This window comes from Fusibacter sp. A1, assembly GCF_004125825.1.
Taxonomy (GTDB): domain Bacteria; phylum Bacillota; class Clostridia; order Peptostreptococcales; family Acidaminobacteraceae; genus QQWI01.
The window spans coordinates 1-21,919 of the sequence record NZ_QQWI01000020.1 but is presented as its reverse complement, the minus strand read 5'-3'; the positions used below and the strand labels follow the sequence as shown (position 1 = coordinate 21,919).

Annotated in this window: 13 protein-coding genes; 2 read left to right on the top strand and 11 right to left on the bottom strand. The window is 33.0% G+C overall.

Translation table 11 applies throughout. From position 1 onward, the window contains the following. Nucleotides 1-80: 80 nt before the first annotated feature. The 7 genes from DWB64_RS18530 to DWB64_RS18500 all read right to left on the bottom strand — a co-directional run bounded on the left by DWB64_RS18530 (nt 81) and on the right by DWB64_RS18500 (nt 13,462). Nucleotides 81-968 (bottom strand): endonuclease/exonuclease/phosphatase family protein, encoded by an 888-nt coding sequence (locus DWB64_RS18530; protein WP_129489715.1) that lies wholly within the window; start codon nt 966-968, stop codon nt 81-83. A 148-nt stretch (nt 969-1,116) separates the two neighbouring features. Further along, nucleotides 1,117-3,315, bottom strand: coding sequence for a glycoside hydrolase family 2 protein (locus DWB64_RS18525; protein WP_129489714.1), 2,199 nt, complete (start codon nt 3,313-3,315; stop codon nt 1,117-1,119). Between the two features lie 628 nt (nt 3,316-3,943). Next, the gene (locus DWB64_RS18520; protein ID WP_129489713.1) at nt 3,944-5,311 is read right to left on the bottom strand and encodes a sulfatase; all 1,368 of its coding nucleotides are present in this window, start codon (nt 5,309-5,311) and stop codon (nt 3,944-3,946) included. 54 nt (nt 5,312-5,365) lie between these two features. Further along, nucleotides 5,366-8,053, bottom strand: coding sequence for a trehalase family glycosidase (locus DWB64_RS18515; RefSeq protein ID WP_129489712.1), 2,688 nt, complete (start codon nt 8,051-8,053; stop codon nt 5,366-5,368). A gap of 224 nt (nt 8,054-8,277) precedes the next feature. Then, complete coding sequence (locus DWB64_RS18510) at nt 8,278-10,539, bottom strand: glycoside hydrolase family 2 protein (RefSeq protein WP_129489711.1); 2,262 nt, start codon at nt 10,537-10,539, stop codon at nt 8,278-8,280. A gap of 23 nt (nt 10,540-10,562) precedes the next feature. Beyond that, nucleotides 10,563-11,996 (bottom strand): cellulase family glycosylhydrolase, encoded by a 1,434-nt coding sequence (locus tag DWB64_RS18505; protein ID WP_129489710.1) that lies wholly within the window; start codon nt 11,994-11,996, stop codon nt 10,563-10,565. A gap of 26 nt (nt 11,997-12,022) precedes the next feature. Next, the gene (locus DWB64_RS18500; RefSeq protein ID WP_129489709.1) at nt 12,023-13,462 is read right to left on the bottom strand and encodes an MFS transporter; all 1,440 of its coding nucleotides are present in this window, start codon (nt 13,460-13,462) and stop codon (nt 12,023-12,025) included. A gap of 333 nt (nt 13,463-13,795) precedes the next feature. On the opposite strand from DWB64_RS18500, the gene DWB64_RS18495 reads away from it, so the two are divergent. Further along, nucleotides 13,796-14,617, top strand: a complete 822-nt coding sequence (locus DWB64_RS18495) for a MerR family transcriptional regulator (protein WP_129489708.1) — start codon at nt 13,796-13,798, stop codon at nt 14,615-14,617. Between the two features lie 406 nt (nt 14,618-15,023). On the opposite strand, the gene DWB64_RS18490 is transcribed toward DWB64_RS18495, so the two are convergent. Then, a complete protein-coding gene (locus DWB64_RS18490) occupies nt 15,024-16,130 on the bottom strand; it encodes an anaerobic sulfatase maturase (RefSeq protein WP_129489707.1) in 1,107 nt (368 codons plus the stop codon). Nucleotides 16,131-16,283: 153 nt separating this feature from the next. Then, nucleotides 16,284-16,553 (bottom strand): YidH family protein, encoded by a 270-nt coding sequence (locus tag DWB64_RS18485; RefSeq protein WP_129489706.1) that lies wholly within the window; start codon nt 16,551-16,553, stop codon nt 16,284-16,286. A gap of 138 nt (nt 16,554-16,691) precedes the next feature. Here DWB64_RS18485 and DWB64_RS18480 point away from each other — a divergent pair, with 138 nt between their 5' ends. After that, nucleotides 16,692-17,396 (top strand): GntR family transcriptional regulator, encoded by a 705-nt coding sequence (locus DWB64_RS18480; RefSeq protein WP_129489705.1) that lies wholly within the window; start codon nt 16,692-16,694, stop codon nt 17,394-17,396. 798 nt (nt 17,397-18,194) lie between these two features. Here DWB64_RS18480 and DWB64_RS18475 read toward each other — a convergent pair. Next, nucleotides 18,195-19,448, bottom strand: a complete 1,254-nt coding sequence (locus DWB64_RS18475; RefSeq protein ID WP_129489704.1) for a hypothetical protein — start codon at nt 19,446-19,448, stop codon at nt 18,195-18,197. A 1,508-nt stretch (nt 19,449-20,956) separates the two neighbouring features. Further along, the gene (locus DWB64_RS18470; protein ID WP_129489703.1) at nt 20,957-21,538 is read right to left on the bottom strand and encodes a recombinase family protein; all 582 of its coding nucleotides are present in this window, start codon (nt 21,536-21,538) and stop codon (nt 20,957-20,959) included. Nucleotides 21,539-21,919: the final 381 nt, after the last annotated feature.

Sequence of the window (21,919 nt, the reverse complement as noted above, 5' to 3'; positions counted from 1 at the left end):
ATCAAAGGAGAAATATGTACTTTGGATGAACACCTATGGCTATCATCAACTCAAAACAAACTTCGATTTACCTTGAATATTTACTCTTTCATCTTAACAATAATTGGGAAATGATCTGAAATAAACTCTGTTTTCTCATTCACCAATATTTCACTCTCGGTAAAATAATCAGCGAGTTGATGAGATGCCAAAATAAAATCAATACGTTCACCCTTTTTTTCCTTTTTTCTAGGTGACCATGTGACAAAGGTTCTATCACTCACATCATTTAACATGGCGTAAGTCTCTTTAAACCCTGAATCCATAAAATAATCAATTACACGAAAGTCAATAATACCGTCAATCAAGTTCTTCTCTTGTGTCTGACCAGAAATATCATTGTCTAAAATGTATCCTTCATCTACCTTGGAATGCGCATTGAAATCACCCAATATGATCACATCTTGTTTATCCAATATTTCTTTCTTCTCCATGTAGTCTAAAATACGCTCTGTTTCTTCTACCCTTTTATCTGCACTTTCAGGCGACAAGTGCACTATAATAAAATTGATACCTTGGATTTTTACATGTAGCATACCATGATGATAACCCCAAAAATTCTTGCTGATTAATTCTATTGGATATTTTGAAGTGATACCTATCGGATAGCCAGTAATCTTAAGCATCACAGAATGATTATGGCCATAACTTGAAGCCAACTTCTTTAACTCTTTTGGCCATATTCCATTCAGTTCTTGGAGTGCTAAAACATCAACATCCAGATCATTCATATAATCAATAAAAGCCTCTTCCCTCTCTGTGTCTTCTAGACCCATTAATACATTGTATGTCATAATATTGAGTGGCACTTTCCTAAAATCATCGCTCGTGTATTTGGTTTCAGAAATAGGGTTATCCATCTGTGTAAATATTACAAATGTAATCACTAACCCAACTAAAAAGGTAATTATAATTAACTTATTTCTCATCTACCTCTCCTTAAATAATCTTTTTAATAATCTTAAAACAGCCTTCCAGTAATATGTGATGTCTACAAATTCTTTAAATGGCATACCCTTCTTATAACTGTTACTCAATTTAAAATAAAGAAATAAGCCTTTAGACAAAATAGACTCATTAATTATTTAATTGTCTCAAGCCTTCCAAGTTAGGTTCTTTAAATCTATAGGCAAAAGTATAACTAGATGCATATGCTGGTATACCTTCAACTTCTACTTGCACGCTCATTCGATCAACATGTTTATTAGGTAATATAAGCCTTGCAGTTGGTCCTTCTAAATTCTGGTTCTCAGGTACACTTTTATAATCCCAAGTTAGCATATGATGTTTTTCATCATCTATAACAAGGTAGATAGACATTTTGCCTTCTGCTATAATTTCCGGACTATCATTTAACATAAAAAGTTGTGCTTCAAATACTTCTTCACCCGTCCAAATGTATTTCGAAACTCTTGCACTCGCCATCGTATCTCTCAACGAATCTGCAACTGCTTTGAGAGATTTTTTAGGTCGTGCAGGCCAATTTATCAAACTGTTGTTTGCAGCTGATGGCCACGGTTCATTGTAACACCAATTCAAAGCCATACTACATTTCGGCTTTTGACGACGTGCCTCTTCAAAAATAACCTTATACCCTTCACTTTGTAAGAGTTGACTATTCTCAATAAGTAGCTTTACATCGTCCGTTTTACCATAGTAATGTTCTATAATGCCTCTCGACATCCATGTATCACCTTGCCAAGCATTGTAAGCATGATGAATTTCCCAAGAACCTCCTGGTGCTGGTGTCTCCAACTCATCCTTTGGTATAAATGTCTCTAAGTAATCATAATCTGATATTGATGGACATCCAAATTCAGTGTAAGCAGTATTACTTGAGGAAGTCATTACCTCATGAATACTACGTCCATCGTCATATTGAAATACATAGTTTCCATGTGCCATTCCCATGATAGGTGATGTCATAATAAATGGTGTGTCTCTATCAAACTCATAACAGTTTTTATCTAAGAGTCTTAGAGCAAGCGATTGTTCAGTCATACCTGACCAATTATTAAACAACTCATTACCGCCACACCACATCACAACAGAGGCGTGCTTCTTTAATCTCTTAATAATAGCTTTTGATTCCTGGTCAAGTACCTTTAAGTAAGGTTCATTCCCTCTATAATTATTGCAGGCTAGAGGAAACTCCTCCCAGACCATCATTCCCATTTCATCGCATAAGTCAAAGAAGGACTCTTTATTAACAATGCCGCCACCCCAAATTCTAAACATATTCATATTTGCATCTACAGCAAGTTGGATAAGTGTTCTATATGTTTCTTTAGTTATTACCCCTGGAAAAATATCTGGATTTACCCAATTAGTTCCCTTTGAAAATATATGTCTATTATTAATTTCCATGGTGATAGGTGGATTATTTCGACCCTTTGGAAAAGGAATAAACTCATGCCATGCACCTTCATGCATTACCAATCGAGCACGTCTGAAACCTATTCTCCCATCTTTCATATCAACACACTGATCATTGAAAAATACCTGTATCTGATAAGTATAAAGATACTGTTCTCCTTGGCCCCTTGGCCACCAAAGCATAGGCGAAGAAACTTTAAACTCATATGTCAACTGCTTATCTAACTTGTTAATTTGCTTTTCATGAACAACCTTACCTTCAGCATCTTTCATCAAGAAGAGAATCGATTGACCGGCTTCTTTTGAATTTAGTTTTAGAGTGCAATTTGCTGTTTTCAGATCTTCACTAATCACATAAGTGAGATCAGTTTCTCTCAGGTGATATTTGCTTCTGATTTCAATATAAGTCTCATCCCAGATACCAGATGGAATTAATGGAGGATGCCAGTCCCAACCATAACTCACTGCTGGTTTACAAGATTGGTCTGCATGGTCCCTTCCAACAGCCCCCTCTTGTTTAGGTACTGGATCTATGATGATTTGTATTTCACTCTGAGTTTTTATTTTTTCAGTTATATCTATTTCAACCCATTTAAACATACCTTCTTGACGATGCACGACTTCATCATCTATCAAAATCCTAAACTTATAATCAATTCCCTTACTGATAAAATATATTCTTTCATCATCATTGATTTCAGGCTTATTAATCGTCGTTTTATAAATCCAGTAGACATCTTCCATCCACGTGAACTGCTTATAATTATCAGCAACAATATAGGGCTTATACCCCTTTGCCTTAGCCCAGTCTAATTGAACTGCACCCGGCACTGTAGAGGAAACAAACTCCTTTGGTTTAGCCCCATCAATTTCCGAATAACCTACGCTCCATTCTAACATCACAAACTCCTTTATTTCTTTAACATTAGTTCTTTGGTTTAAGTTTTCTCATTACATTAGACCATGACTATTATTGCCTCTTAATAGCAGTAATCAGCAGGCCAGTATTCGAGTCCAACCTTTTTAGTTAATCATCATCTGTCACTCTTTGTCTGATCTTTCAAGAAAAATATGTTTCTGATCTTGCAATATAAAACCATGGTCTTCTTTCCCAATAGCATCCTTAAAGGAGTCTCAGCTTTAAACATCCAATCAAGAATCACATCATAACAGTCACTACGCCTTATTACGCTCTTACTTCGTCAAAAGATTATTACATTTACCTAGATCAAGTTTTAATCATATAGCTTAACAATTGATACAAGATTAATGAATAATTTAAAGTGAACTGTGCTACTACCCAAATGACTTCTATCCATATTACCACACAGCCTATATTCCCTATTTTAAGAAAGTCAAAGTATATTAAGTCACCTAGGAAGATCTATGTGTTTCCTCATAGATAACTAAGAGGAAGTAATCTTCAACATAATTTTCGATATAATCATTTGACCTTTCACTAATTGGACAGGCCTATCAATTAAAGCCATATTTCCAGTTTCTCATGTCCTTTGTAAAATAAATACATTTAAGCAAGCTTAGGAATTTTTCCATCCACTTTTTCCAACCACGCTTCTAATAGTTGTAACATATGGTTACCTATTTCCTGATTTTCCTGATATACATTAATAGTTTCACCAATATCTTGCTTTAAATTATACAGTTCCAATCGATTATCCTCGTAGAATTTAATCAATTTCCAGTCACTCATTCTAATAGAAGATCCCGGTGTCCCCCCTTGATTCCCATAGTGGGGATAATGCCAGTATATCGCTTCCCTTTCAAAACTCTCATTTTCCAATAAAAGTCCTTTAATACTAACACCATCCTGATGTTGTTCTGGCATTAAGGCTATACCAGCTATGTCAAGTATGGTAGGATAGAAATCCGGGCTGGTCACAGGCACCCTACATATGGATCCAGGATTTATTCTTCCTGGCCAAGAGACAATCAACGGCTCACGGACACCCCCTTCATACATCCATCCCTTACCTTCATTTAAGGGTGCATTACATGTTGGAGAACCTTCAGCTGTAGATAGTCCACCATTATCAGAAGTAAAAAATATTACTGTATTCTCTAGTTGATTTGCTCGTTTTAAAGCATCGATTAAACGCCCAATATTTTCATCTAGGTTCCATACTAAACCTGCATATGCTGCATCTGACTGAACTAATCTTCTTTTCACTCTTAAACGGTGCTTCTCATCACTTGGAAAATACTCCCCTTTTTGGAATGTTTTCTTTTTATTTAGGCCCATTTTTTTTGCTTTGATTTTAAATTTATTGATATCTTCTTTCTTAGCCTCAATGGGCGTATGTACAGCATAGTGAGATAAATGTAAAAAGAATGGTTTCTCATCCTTCTTATTGATTAACTTGATGGCTTCATCGGTCAATCGATCATTCAAAAATTCGCCCTTTGGTCCATTTTCTAAGTGTTCAATGTTATAAGGCGAAAAATAACCCGTCTTAGGCCTCCCCATATGACAACCAGCAATGTTAACATCAAAACCATGGTGTTGTGGGTAAAATCTTTCATCTCCTAGATGCCATTTACCTACATGCCATGTATGATATCCATTCTCCTTCATTGTACTTGCTAAACTTTTTTCCTCAAGAGGCAAATGATCAACATACGGCACTTCAAGTAACTTACCTCTAGAATGTGCCCCAATCCAATCTGTTACACCAACATTTGCTGGATATTTACCACTTAAAATACTTGCTCTTGTTGGTGAGCAAACCGGGCTAGCAGCATAAGCATCAGTAAACAACATACCCGATTGTGCTAAGTTATCAATATTGGGGGTTTCATAAAAATCACTCCCATAACAACTCAGATCTTTCCAACCCATATCATCAATGAGTATAAAAATAATATTTTGTTTTTGCATGCATCCTCCTCTACAACGCTAGACAGTTCCCTTATATAACAACATATACTTTTATCATCTTTCATCGCGTTTTTTTATTTTTAACTCCAATAATTTATCCTTGATATCGTTAACGACTTGAATATTGAGACAACCTCCAAATAACCTGAATACTTGAACTTGAGTATCATTAACCTTTACTTCATACTCGAAAGCAGGGTTCATATTAACAATAACTGTAGATGTCTTTCTATCATTGGAACTTATCATTCTCAGGAACATCTCAGTGTTATTATTAGTCGTATTTTTTTCTGTGACCATTAAATCAAAACCAGTTGATACAGTACCATGACCATAATAAGCTTTGAACCAAACTACTACAGGTGTCGATAATCCACTGAACTGATGCCAACCTGCACCACGTCCAGAATTTACGACAAAGTGCTCAAAACAATTATAACTCGCATCCACTTCAGCCTTCCAGGTTTCTAGAGCTCGATCTGCAATCTCAAATGCTTCTTGATAGCGACCTAAGTCCAACATGGTTTTCCAGAAATAATACTGATGCGGCATCCATACTGCCCCATTCCAGTAACCAGATTCATTATAATAAGGAGCTTGCATATCAACTGTAGTTAGACCAATCTTTGTAAAATAGTGTTTTTCATCCATAAGTTTTTCAACAAAGTTTTGCTCAATTTTTTCATTACATATTCCAGCCACCAGAGGGTAAAGGCCATCTAGACCCATATTAAAATTAATACCTGCATCAGTTCGTAGAATACCTTTTGGTTTCAATGTTTTATCATGATAAACATAGCCAAAATAACCACTATCCTCATCCCAAGCATAATCATATAAATCTTTTGTCATAAGTTTTATATCGTCCTCAAAAAGAACACAATCTTGTTCTTGATTTAGAATGACGGCAAACAAACTCATTATCTTCGCTATTCTAATACACTGTGCTGTGTTAATAATAGGAGCGACCTGATTGCCCAGCCGTTCTTGATGAGTATATACTTGTGCTGGATAATCATCCCATCCACCAGAATTATAGAAGTAATCAAAGGGGCTAAGGAGATTAGAATCAAATTTTCTCGTTGTTGATGAACCTAATCGACCACTATAAAATTCATAGTATTGCTTTAATCTTGGATAGAAAAAGCTTAGCAATTCTTTTTCTTGATCTATAGCCCAAATTTCTTGCATCAAACTAAACTGAACAGGAACCATGCTACCATGATGTATAAAAGCTGTTTCTTCATCACCGACTTCTGTCAAGTAGGCATTTAGGCAATCTACTGCTCTGATTTTATCAAATTGAGCTAAACCAATACCACAGAAACCCGAATCCCAAGTATAGGGACAATCCCACCAACGTCCAGGTGTATTATGTTTAACATACTGATTTTTCATATAAATTGGATAAGTAACGTTTGTCAAAACAGTTGCTGCCATTATATTTTGACTTAGCAGATACTTTTCGCCTTCCCAAAATATATCAAAATGACTCATGTTCAGTTTTGAAAAGTCATAAATATTTTTCTGATTATTCTCATGGACAAACTTCTCAATACTTTGTCTCACTTCATCTAAGTCTCCACATGTCAACATACCAAATATTTGCTTATGCTCACCTCTCTCAACAGTAATTGGTTTCAGAAAAGCATTTGTATAATGGCCTTTACGGTTTCCTTGAAGCACCTTATCAACATGATTATGTGTCGTATATTTCATAAATGAATCAAGTTCATCGTTAAAAATTTCACGTATCTCATAGTCGTCATATAGCCAAGTAATTCCATAGTAGTGATCAATATTTTCATACTTTAAAATGAAACTATTCTTTACACCACAGCTTATAATCTCAGGCTTATGAATGTTTTCATTCTTTTCAAAAGTAATAACCCCCTCGTATAAAGCAATACCATCAACAAGAAAAGGGATATTTGTTAATGTTGTTATTTTTAACTCATACGTTTTACCCTGCATATCACCGACATCTATATCGACACACTCAAATTTACTTGAACCTATAATTAACACATTCTGTTCAATAAGGCCCTCTAACTTAAAGGATACAAGTTGACCTAAATCAGCTTTATAGCGAATTGTACAACGTCCATTTTCTAGTCTTTGAGTTAAATGGATACGATAAGAGACAGTTTCTCCAATTTCTCGACCAATTGTAATCCCAGTTGCATCAACAAAACCATTTTCAATTACTTGTCCTTTTCTGTAACCATCTGTTACAAGATTATCTTTAGGGCGGATACAAGGATAGCTCATAACTTCATAATTTGTTCCACAAATCCAGACCCCTTTACCAATAACTACTTTTGAAGCCTGTAACTCTTCCAAAGACTTTCTTATAGGTCCAGGATAAGTAAGGTATGCCATAAATTGAATAGCCATATTTTGCCTTTTGTCTGTATTATTCACAATATCACAACTAATCAGATATTGGTTTTCTTTCATTTTAGAAAAGGACACATCAGTATATAACTGATCTTTCCATTCCAACTCCTGTCGGTAAGCATAATAAGACAAATCAGCTTTCGCCTCCCACATATGAAAATTGGATTCCCATAAAGCATGAGGTATTTCTATTTTACGTCTATAGATATTAGAGAAAACCCCCAAATCAAATCGCATTCCCTTGCTAGCTTTAGCAACATGTGATATCCCCATATACTTTTTTGTATAAGGACCCCAGTCACTTAAGCTCAAATTATGGTTATTTTTCAAGTCATTTAACACTTTTACTCCTATATAATATATTTCCTTCTTAAATACAGTAACGCCTTATGTCAAAATTAATATCCAAAATCTAATCGTGTTCAGTTTATCTTAATGAGTCCAATCATTTACTAAAAAGTCTCTACTTATATAGTTAACCAATAGCATAGAAATTAATCATCCTTGCTTGCCAATCATCGTCCATCTAGTTGCTATACACAGTACTTACCATATAATGACACAGATTACTCGATCGTCTTTTGAATTTTATTCAATTCTGCTGAGAGATTATAGTATACTACATCCGTAATAACATCTTGGAAGTATTCTCTTAGTTTACTCAGTGAGTAGTCCTTAGACAATTCAAACAAGGTACTGTTGACTAGATTAGGGAGATATTTATAAATTAACTGACGACCTTCTTCGTTTTCTATTATTTCTGACAACATCACATCAACCGTTAGCATCCCCTCTGGATAATCAATAGTATTTAAACCTACATCTAAGTTTACTTCCACTCTATCAAACCAATTGGTAACACTGCTACCTGCTGTTTCATGACAAATATAGTCCGACGTTAACTCATCAACCAAATCAAAGGTCGCTAAATCCACTAAATTTCCTGAAACAACTTTTATCTGATTAGAACCTTTTTCTAATAAAACATCCTTAAAAATAATAATATGATCTTTCGTTTCTGCGTTATTAACTTCTATACCATTCACATATAAGGTTGCCCGTTCTCTATTTGTATATATTTTAATATCTACACTTTCATCAAGTCTTTGTTTGAAACGCTTAGCAGTAATGTATAAGACATCTTTTTTAGACCATACTGCTTTATAGTAATAAAAGGCATCTTTTCTAGTTTGTCTATCATATGTCACAAGACCTTTATGGTTCATGCCTTTACGTCCACCCTCATCACGTCTATCTGATGCAAAGTCAAACATATTCCAAACAAAGGTACCCCAAAGTTCAGGATGTCGATTAAATATTTTTAGTACTTTTTCGTGATATAAAGCATGGTATTCTTCAGTGTAATCCTTCACAATAGGGGTTTCGCTATGGTATTCCAATATTCCTTCTACACCATATTCAGATACAGCTAATGATAAACTAGGGTTGATTTCATTGAATAAATTTAACCACAAATCAAAATCTTCACATCGATCATGATACCAACCGTAATATTTATTATAACCAACTGTATCGGTCATGTAGTTCATCGGGTCATCATCTAAATGATGCCCAACCTGTGCTTGCGTTGTCAACCTGTATGGGTCCTCTGATTTGACTAAATCATTTAATTCTTTAACTATATTGACGATATTATTTTTTTGACCATCGATTGTCACTTCGTTTTGAACTCCCCAAAATACAATTGATGAATAATTGTAATTCTGTCTAATCATCTCAAGCATTTGTAGTTTTGCATTTTCTCCAGTACAATCCGTATTTGAACTCCTAGATATCAAGGGAATTTCAGCCCATACAATCAATCCATATTGATCACACAAATCGTAAAAATATGAGTCATGTTGATAATGAGCTAAGCGTACAGCATTAGCCCCCATTTCAACGATTAACTCAATATCCTCAATTTGGTCCTCATACGAAATCGCCCACCCCTTATAAGCTCTATCCTGATGTCTAGAAACGCCATTCAACTTAAAGGATTCACCATTAAGGAAGAAACCTTGTTGAGGATCTACACTAAAGAAACGTAAACCTAAATTGTTCTCGCGTTCATCGACTAGTTGTTCACCAACTAAGACACTTGTTTTTATTTTATACAAGTAAGGTTTCTTGATAGAATACCAGAGTTTTGGGTCTTTAATAGTAAATACCTTGCTAAAAGTTGTTTTTTCAGTCACTTGAGAAGTCATCGATTTTTTTTCGACAAGCTCACCTTCCATATCCAACAATTGATATTCTACAGTGACTGTTTTTGAAATATCATAATGATTAACAATATGACAATCAACCTTCACAGATGCCATTTCTTTTGACACTAATTCTTGACTGATATAAACACCATCAGAACCATAATCCTCTAAATCAATATGAAGAGGGTCAACAGTAATCAGATTCACACCTCTATATAAGCCACCATAGAAAGTAAAATCAGCCCGTAATGGATATACCTCTTCCACATGTGAATTATCAACTTTTATCAGGATTTGATTGTCACCATTAACATTTAAGTAGTCTGTAATATTCACTCTAAACCTAGAGTATCCACCATAATGTTTTTGGACCATCGTATCATTAACAATTACTTTTGAAATACTGTTTGCCGCCAGAACTTCTAAATAAATAAGTTTACCATTGTATTCATTATCCAACTTTAGTCTTTTGAAATAAGTGAATTCTCCTCTTAGATAGTTATTGCCACCCGTATTTCCATCCTGTACGTTCCAAGTATGGGGTAAGGTTACATCTTGCGTAACATCACTATTTACAAACGACCAATTTTCGTTCCAGCTAATAGAATTGTCATGCATTTACTACCTCCTAAACAAAACATTTAAATTGTGATGGTGATTTTTCTACAGCCTACACATGGTTCGATAACACATAGGCAACCACCACCTTCAATGACTTCAATACCATATTCTCCATCAATCACAATCTTTTTTGGTGTGTCTGGTAAATAAATAATTGTATCACTAAGCTTATTCATTTCTGTCCATAACATTGTAAAAACATTATCTTTATAACTGTAAGAATTTATGTCACCATTAACCGCTTGAGGGTATGCACGTTTTAAGACTTTCATGACTGGTAAGTCACTTTGATTGTCTGTGTAATCCCAATAAGTATGACTCCACTTATTTCGATCAAAAATATTCAATATAAACTCAATGTGATTAAGTGCAACACCATAAGAATAATGAGCACCCCATTCACCCACAATTACTGGGACATTTAATCGATCTTGTACCAGTTTATGATTATCGAATATCACACTCACTCGATTGTTACTCGAGAGGGCAACCGCTGGCGAATCAACAACAAGATCATAGCCATGTGGCGAATAAACTTGTTGATTTTCATTCAATTTTGTTATTTGGCTTGTGATTCCCATATTTGAAAAATAGTTGTTCTCTTGGACAATCATACCAAAATCGGTTACCTTTCGGATTTCATCTCTTATTTTTTGATAAAATGGTGACAGTATCTTTTCATCAAACTCTTTGATTGAACTTATCGCAGCATCAGCCATGGCTCCATATAGCTCTTTATTCTCAATTTTCATTAATAATTCTAATTTTGTTTCATCTTCTGCAAACAACCTCATCAATTCCTCTGGTGAAATGTCTTCTTGAGTTATTTGAGCGTATGCACCAAGTAGTGTCCCAAATATCTCTAAAGAACTACTTCCTGGAAAAGGTTCGTTAAACAAATCAAATCCGATTATATTATCAAATTTAGAAAAACGTCCTGCAATCATTCTCCAAAGTGAAGCAAACTGATCTTGTACACCCACATTATTATCAAGCAGCTTATTTGTCCAGAAGTTATCAAAAGCTCCCTTAACTGCATCACTAAATAGATAAGCATCACTCCAATTGTCGGTACTAAAATGTTCTAAATTATGATCTAATGTAGCCCATTCTGGCGCGCCATCAGCAAACTTTCCACTAAACAGATCCTGATGCATATCAAGGTAAACATAGATATCATTTTTTTTGCAATAACATACCATTTTTTCTAACCAAGATAAATACTCTTCATTGTAAACATCCTGTACTGGTTCAATGGCCTGCCACTGCATGCCAAGTCTAACCAAATTAAATCCGAGTGCTCTAAGGGATTTAAAGGTATTTTCATCCCAAGTTGGTATAAAGTTCTTTTTTCCGTTTTCTATTTTACCCTTGAACACCATATTGATGCCGTGAAAAATTCTTTCTCTATCAGATGTATCTACGAATCTTTTGTCTTTAGCTTTTATATTCATTACTCACCTCAAATACTTTCTTAAACTTACATTTCCTCAGCATAAAGCTTCTCCGCATCAATTTCGAGTATTCTTCTTTTAGTTATGATTTCATTTTCACGCGATTTTGTATAAGGTAAAAATAATATTAAAAACATACCTAAAACTAGGGCTATCATCGGTAAAATACTTGATGCCATTCTAATTCCTTTAATAGCCTCTAGTGATTGAACTTCAGCAGTTCCGTTATAACCATAGAAGCCTAAAATTGCACCGAATACCATGGATCTAATACCATGTGCAGGCTTATTAATTAAACCTTGAAGCGCTTTAATAAAACCATACTTTCTAACACCCGTATTTTGCCAGTCTTCATCGGCTACAAGGTTGGCAGTAGGACCGTATAGCGTTTCAATCGATCCATGCGAAACAACAATCAATGCAAACATTAAACCAGCAAGATAAACATTACTAGTAAAGTACAGCATGCCAAAACCTATAATACCTGGAATCATGGCTGCAAAAAAAGCCATTTTTAATCCCAATCGCTTATGAATTGATGGAATAAATGGTACTACAAGAAACGCTAAAGCAGATGCTGCTATATCAATAAATATAGTTTGTCCTTCTGTTGCATTTACAACATCGTCCATGAAATATAAAAAATAAGTGAAATAATAGGTTGTCGATAATATTATTAAGTATTTCATTACATTGATAACCCAAAAACCTTTTAATTTTATAATATCTTTAGTGTAAACAAACATCTCCTTAAATACTTGTGCACCTTCATTAGATTGATCAGAACTATAATATTTGTGGTGATCAGTTAACCTCCTTAGTGTCACCCAATAAAAGAGTGCATTAACTGTAATTGCTAGAGCGACGATAAAAGTGATACCATTACGTGGTTTGTCTCCAACAAACATTAAAAGTGGTATAAGTGTTATTAAAGCCGATACAATATATGATAAATAGGTCCTTAAAATTGACATCTCCAACCTCTCAACTGAATCTCTTAATCTGACAAACAAATAAGACTCATATGATATATCATAGGCTGTCATTGCAGCTTCATATACAATAAACATTAGCAATATATATATGAAAATCAACCCATCCTTCCACTCTGATGATACAAATAAGAGCGCTAAAGTTGATAGTGCTATCATGGGAAATGCAACTCTCATAATTAAAACATATTTACCTTTATTCTTAATATATGGCATTCGATCTAACATGAAACCTACTATTGGATCATTTATGCTGTTCCAGATAGCTAGTCCTAAAAAAACACCACCTACCAAAATAGGATTGATACCCACAATATCAGTAAAATACTTAAACATAACGGTCTGCATCAATAGATTTGAAATTAACATTGGAATCTGCGGAAATGCCATAGACAATCTTCCAGAAAATGTTAATCTCCGCGAGGTAAAAACCTTGTAGTAACCTTTTTTAATTTTACTCTTAATTCCACTCATTTTTTCTCCTTTTTATATAATCGCCCTTCAAATACCATGAATATTATCGACTCATCAGATACGGTTTTGAATAGATGAAGTTTTATCCTTACATTCTTATTACACCATTACCCTTTATACCCATTTTTTCACTCACCGTTTGGAGACCAATCTAACAATAGATCTCCTTCATTAGTTGTAAAACGTTTTCCTTATGTTTAAATAAACACCAAATAACAATACATATGATATAACTCAAAAACTCAGTTTTCCTATGTAGTACATAAACCTTCTTTTAGTGAAGATTGACGGTTATTTATAAAGGATATATAATTGTTCCAGCGGAGGTGACTTATGCAAAATCTATTTACAATCGGTGAGATCGCAGCAATTTTCGATGAAACTACCGAAACATTCAGACATTATGATCGTGTTAATTTATTAAAACCACATATTGTCAAAGATAACGGCTATCGATATTACTCCTTGGATCAGTTTGAGATGATTAGTACCATCCTCTATTTACGCTCTTTAGGCACCTCAATAATCAAAATAAAAAATTTACTCAATTCAAGAAGCAAAACAGAAATCGTTAAAGAACTAAAATTGCAAAAGTTGCAGTTGAGATCACAAATTGATCATCTTAATTATCTTGAGAATCAAACTTCAGTACTTGTGAATCGTTTCGAATCTTTTATTAACAATGATATTTCACTTGTAGTAGAACCGGAATTCTTTATTTTAGAACAAAAATTTGCATCCAATCAGTTAGCTCTTAATGCAGATCAAATCACTTCTTTTAAAGATAACATCGATTCAGAATGGTTAAAATCCAGCAACATCATTTCTATTATTGACAAAGATATGTTTCTAAAGAATATTTATCATACCTATTCAGGTTATGGTTTGATTTCAGAAAGTTCATCACCTATTTCAAATGATTTTTATCAAACAGTGCCTTCACAACTATACGTGACTGCATACATTCGTATTGTAAGCTTTGATCATTCAGAAATTGATAACCTATATCTAAAAATGTTAGAGTATATAACTAACAATCAACTGACCATTCTTGGAAGTATCTTTGAACGAAATCTATTAGACCTATACAATGATAAAAATACTGGTGATATTCATTATATTAAAATCTACATTCCGGTAAAAAAAGATCACTAACATCCTATTCTGTTTATCGAATAACAACTATTAAGCATTCTAATAAAAAAGACTCACTAATATCATAAACCTTTGTGTAAGAATAATGTCAAACGTTTTCCTAATATTTTTTAGCATTTCTAATAAGATATAATACATGCCTTATGTGTAAGGATCATTCTGAAATACTTTTTTGTTTTTATTAAAACGCAAAACACCATCAATATTTTAGAGATTGATGGTGTTCCTTTATACAATATTAACTTTTATCATGACTTGTTTATTTTTACTAGAGCAACAAAAGAGTTCACAAATACAAGAGTCATATCTATCTTGTAAAGTATCATAATCAAATCTAGTGGTTACAGAGGCAAAATTTTGATTTAACCCAGACGGTAATTGTCGGCTTTAAACAATTGAAATTATATTACTTATTGGTATTACGAACACTTCTTGCGATTTCCAATAATCTTTGATGTGCATAATCAAAAAAGTTTTTGTAGGTCTCACAAAAATAGTTGAGTTGGCTATCTTCTACCCGGTATTTCTTACATCCATTTCGACATAACTTCTGCCACTTACACTTTTCACATGTTTTGGAATGCAAAAGAGATTCTTGAATAAAGTCCTTTGATTTACTTGAGTTAAACACATCTTTAAATTCAACTTCATTTATATTCCCAAGATTGTACTCATCTAGTACATAAAAATCGCACGGATAAATTGAGCCATCAGCTTCAATCACATTTTGAATCGAACATATGCCACGCATATCACAAGACTCCGGCGGATAACCAAGATACATAGCAATGAGATTATCAAAATATCTCACAGATACATTTTTCCCCCATTTAACATCCTGATACCAGACATCAAACACATCCTTTAGAAACATCTCATAGTTTTTTGGTGTTAATTGACTCCCCTTCTCTTCTGTCAAACCATCCAGTGCTGGTATAAATTGCATAAAATCAATGTTATTTTTTCTGTAAAATTGGTACACTTTTTTACCAAATCTTGCAATTTCATTTGTGATAACAGTTAAAACATTATATTGAACGTTGTATTGATCAAATATTTTTTTGGTGCCCATAACTCGTTCAAATGTCCCTCGACCTGCGTTATCTACTCTAAAGATATCATGATTACGTTTGATACCATCAATTGATAATCCTACTAAATATTCATTTTCAGACAAAAAAACTGCCCATTCTTCATCAATAGATAAACCATTAGTTTGCAAAGCATAGTGTATCTTTATTTCTTTAGGTTTATTCTGGTTAACAAATTCTACAATTTTTTTATAAAAGTCTAAACCAATCAAAGTAGGTTCACCACCTTGAAAAGCAATAGTTAAATTCCCTCTCCCTAAAGTTTCAAAAGCTTTGATTATAGTGTTCTTGAATGTTTCAAACCCAATGAAACCATGGTCCTTGATGGTTCGATTGTCTGCAGCATCATGGTAAAAACAATAGGTACAATTCATATCACATTTACTTGATGAGGGTTTGATTAATAAGCTTAAATTTTTCAATTTTTCCTCCAACTGTTATATACTCATCTTTATTATATTGCTTAGTGTACCATACATTTATATGATTAATAAATGAAGTAACTCATATTTTGTCCAATCCCATATAAACAGTTAAAAGCTTAAAGTTTGACGTTAGTCATCGAAGTATTTATCTTATGTAATTTTATAACTGATTATTTTCTTCACATTCCTCTTGTACCTAACACTGCCATATATAGCAATCATAACTCCTAATGTAATCGACATACTTCCGATCCATATATACGAAGTTACTTGAAAAAACTTGATGAATGTTAATCCTACTGCAGCTAAACTGAATGCTGTCCTAAGGTATGCAAGAAAGGTCCTCTCATTGGCTAACAGCGTTCTATTCTCAGCTAGTGCATCTCTCAGTGTCCCTTTATTTATTTCTATCCTATCCATAAACCACTCCTTTTTTGTACCATTATAGCACTTCAAATTAAATTCATCAACACAAATGGAATATTTGTGTTTACATATTGTATTGTATTGTTTCTTTGAAAAAGTTATAATAATAATAATAATAATGAGGTGATTAACATGACTAAAAAGATGGCACAGTATAAAGTAATTGAAAGCGATTTATTATCCAAAATACTCAAGCATGAAATTCAATATGGTGAAAAAATTCCAACTGAGCACGCTCTAGCTGAAACTTACCAAGTCAGCCGTGTCACAGTTAGGAAGGCCACTGATAACCTAGTGGCAAAAGGTTACCTTGTGCGGGTGCAAGGTTCAGGGACTAGGGTAAGCGCTCCAAAAACTACTTCCGCTCCAAGTATCTTAGGTTTTGAACACCAATTAAAAATATTAGGTAAAAAGGTAACATCTGATGTTATCACATTTGAACTCAGAGAAGCAGACATAGAAGTACAAACGATCTTAAATCTTAATGCAGAAGAAAAAGTCTATTATATTGAACGTGTTCGTAAGGCCGATGACCTTGTTTTTCTTTATGAAGTTTCTGTCATTTCCGTCAATAGATTTCCTGAGCTGTCAATGAGCTTCTTGAATAAGTCAAAATTCGATTTTTTTCATGATGTTAAAGACATCACTATTACACATCAAAATCATATTATTAAAGCACAACTCATTGACAATCACTTAAATCAGTATTTCAATCTACCTGAAAATATGCCCATAAATGTTGTTGAAAATTCTACTTATGCTGATGATGGAACCATTGTTGATTTTACAAAGATTTATCTACATCCAGAACGTTATGAACTCCTTTACACAAGTTAAATTCTATGTAGGTTTGTTGTGTTTCACTACAAATAGATATTTTTATATTACATGAATACCTATTAATGATCTAATTGAAGGAAATCTATAAAGAAGATGTCTTCATGTGAAAAGCCGCAAACCAAATATCAAAATGACAAGCTCATAACAAGTAACCTAAGGCATATCATTTTCGTTTTACTAGCTTGATAGACTTTGTTGGCAGAAGTAGACTAACCATAGGTGAGCAAAAACAGGCTATCTCGTAATTGAGATAACCTGTTTCTAGTCAATATATTCCACAATCATAATAATATGAATAACATATTTCAGTTTTGATATTTAAAGGCAGTCTTTTTTAAGTTGGAATCACCACAACCAAGCAATACCAATACATACAAAGATTACAGTTTCTATTCCCACTCAACTTTGAATTGCTTTTCTTACATTGCAGGCGTTGATTTTACTACGTTTCATTTCTCTCATTTCATATATTTCATATAATTTCAATGGCTTCATGAAATTTGAGTACGATTTAAGTACGCACTACCACATTTGAATATAATGTATGTTCATTATAGTTCGCTTATTCTTTCTCCGAATTTAGACAGAGTAATTATCAATATAATAAATACATGACTTAGTTCATCAACTGATATATACTTCGCTCATCTCATTTTGTGAGGTAAATACTAAAATACCTCTCAAACAATCTTGTTTCAAGGGATTTATCGGTTGAAAGTTTATATCTTTGTTAATCCCTTTGATAGTAAATAGCAAAGCTCATATTTACGCACTATATATAAATGTAATCTTATCCTATTTGAATATCCAACGTACAATTTCACCAAGCAGAGATATTCTGCATCGTTTTTTTGATACATCTCTTTTTACTTTCTCTGTTTTGTTTATCTCTTCATGAGCACTTATAGAATCTGTCCCAATATTTTCCCTTATCATTTTTTCTGCAATCTGTTTTTTAGTACTAATCATTTCCACAAGTCTATTTTCTATCCTATCAATTAACTCCTTATTATAAATTATCTGACTATCAAACAGACTAATTCGGCTTCCACCTCTAAAATATCTGTCCTTGTCACGAACGAAATCGCTTCTGAAAATTATCATCTGTTCTAAACTTAAGTTCTCTTCAATAATTTTCAAGATGTCTTCGAGCAAACACTCCTTTCCCTCAAATAGAACTACCCAAATAATTTCATCAAAGCATCTTGAAGCGTACTTCTCATCTTTTATACTCCTATAACTACTAATTGATATATTCTTAAACTCATTTACCAACAAAGTAAATAGCTCATCATGTTTAACAGATTTTGAAACAAGGTCTTTTATTGAATCAAACACTATTCCGAAATCAAATGCTTCTTTTACTTTTAATTCGGATGTTAATCTCGAATATAGACTTATCCAACTCCTAAATAAATTCTTGAAATCATAAACCTCATACATAACATAGAATGCAATTATCTCAGAAACAACCGAGAGAAGGTCAACGTACGCAAGTAAAAACAAATTATCAAATCTACATCCCACACTTATGATTTTTGATTTTTCAATCAAGACTCCCTTGATAGTATCCAAAATTGAGTACATATCCTTTGCGTATTCAACATCAGTTAATCTTTCCGAATATCTATTATTGTATAGATTTCGAATAGAAGTTTGTAATGCCTTATGGTTCAGTCCATCAATCCAGTTCTTATTTAGTGTGCTTACGCTAAAAGGAGCGGTAATTTTGTCAACATTCTTCAAATTGATAAAGAGTAAATCTATCTGTCTTTTTATGGAATGTTCCAAAGTAAATTGGTCGTAATCCCATAAGTTCTTTATTGTTATCTCATTTACTAACTCCGATAAATGAATGTAATTTACAATAGGTAAACTAACAAGCGATAAAGTTGAAATCTCTAATATATCATCAAGAAGCTTTGCATATAACCTACGTGAATGTTTTGGTTTATATATACTAATGACGCTACCAATAGTTCTTCTATAATCAAAAATTGCCTCCTGGTATCCAAGCTCAATCTGTTTCTTAACATTTCCCTTATACATATCAAGTAAAATGTTAGATTGTAGTTATCAGCATTATTGTATTTTAACTTATTAGCACCATTAATCAGATTAATGAACTCGTCATTGCATATCTTTACAAAATCAGGACGTAAATCATTTACGACCACTTTGTTGTAAAAAGGTAATATATCGCCTTCAATGAACTTATCATATTGCTCGTTGAATCCAATCATACCAAGAAAGTCATTTTCTTTTGTTGTTGAGCCAAATTCATCAAATCTATGTATTCCTATTTTTGTTACATATTTAAGGATATATCTGAACAAGTCCATATCACTATTAGTATATGAATTTACTAATATGTACGAATACTCTTTAACTACTTCAGCCAAATTATCATCATATACTTTTCTCTGCATCTTCAGCTTTTCAACTTCTTTTTCTAACCTTTTTTGTTTAAATTTCCAAAATCCACTTAATTTATCAGTCTTGCTTATCTTCTCTAATGATTTCATTTTCTTTGTTGCTACTGATTGTATCTTTCGTAATCGTACAAATGAAAAATGAATCAATCTATAATTATCATCTACTATTTCGTAAATACTAAATCTGGTAAAAAGAGTGTGATATAAATATGTAATCAGACTAATCACAACAAGGAAAGATACAAGTAGTCCTACAGTGAATGAAAAAGGTGCAATTGTAAAATCTATAAATAGATAACTTGATAATTGAATAAAACTGATTACTCCAAATACAACAAATATTATTATTGAAGCTCTATCCTTCAATATCCTTTTGTCATAGCTTTGATAGCTTAATTTAGAAGACATATTTTGAGACATGCCGATAATTATTGCAAAAATAATCGAGCTCATAGTCAGTATAACGACAAACATAGTTATATATGAGTATGAAATTAGTCCATTATCAATTTCTCTAACTCTTAAGTAATCCGAAATGACTTGCACTTTCTCAGTCCTTGTTTCTAAGATAATTGTTCCTGTTATCACAACAACAATGGCTGAAACGTAACTTAGCAACTTCATTAATCTCCCCATAAAGCACCCTTTCTTATCCTATCTCATCATTTCATATCCAATCCACTTTATACTTGATACAATGTACTTTGATGAGTTCTTTATTATTATCTAATTTAATACCCCAATAAATGATACATTGTTGAAACTTATCTTCCTAATTCTTCAAACCTTTCAAGTAAACTAAACATATGATAGCCATATCCTAAAACGTTATATAAACTCGACTGCCATATGATACTATTAATTAATTTTAACATTTCCTGCTAAATTTACAAAACATTAATCAAACTAAATGAAAAACACTGGTTAAAAAATACAACCAGTGTTTTTCATTTTAATGGATTTTCTCATCAAAACGTGTACTATTAAGATTTCTACAATATTCAGTAAGTATTTTATCAGCAAATATTCTGATTTCAGTTACCTTAGGTATATTACTTACCAAAACAATAAACTCTTAATTCTTATTCAAAATTTCAGTAATTCTTGGCATAATAGCCTGCTTTAAATTTTTTCTTGTTTTTCAAATATCTTAATGTTCTTGTAAAAAGCATTTTTCCTCAGCCCAAATTCCTTCATGAATTCAACAGCCTTAATCTCACCTGCTTTCCAGTCAAAATAATGTTTTCTAAAATTTCTATCAAACTCAACCATTATTACAGGCCTACCCATAGATAAGTTTTTTGCTCTTCTTGCCTGAATTCCTTCAGCTTGAGCAGATTTTATTACATTTCTTTGAAATTCACTGATAGCTCCAAATATCTGAAACACAAGGTTGCCTGTTGGGGTTGTTGTATCAATGTAATTTTCTTTAAGCGATACTAACCCAACATTCTTATCATTCAATATATTTACAATTGTTATCAGGTCTTCCATAGACCTTCCCAATCTCGAAAGACTCTCAACATATACAACATCGCCTTCTCTGACATAATTCAACAAATTCTGAAGTTCAGGCCTATCCATATTTCTACCAGAGATTTTTTCTTTATAGACCCTGTCAATATTCAAATCTTTCATTAATAATTCTTGTCTATCAAATGATTGACTGCTTGAACTAACACGAATGTACATAATATTAGCCATCTAAAACCTCCATCCTAAAAGGTGCAATCCTTTTTCAAACGTTTATAATTGAAAAAATAACATTTTCAAACATGTACACATATTGAATTTACATGTAGAGCTTTCCGTTTGTTTAGGTATACCTTTTAAAACCTTATTTTTTCCGACTCGTACACGAGTATACTATTGAAATCAACTTGACCGCACTGTGAGCTTGAACAGCACCCAATTTAGTAGACAAAATACTGGCTCATTTTAGTCTTATGCAGCTCTTAATCTTTGATGCATAGGTGGCTTTTCACCATCTAAACGTATTCTTTCAAAATTATAAAAGTTTATGAAGCTAACAATCTCATTACTTATTTCTGACACTGTCATTTTACTTGCATGACTGAGCCATTC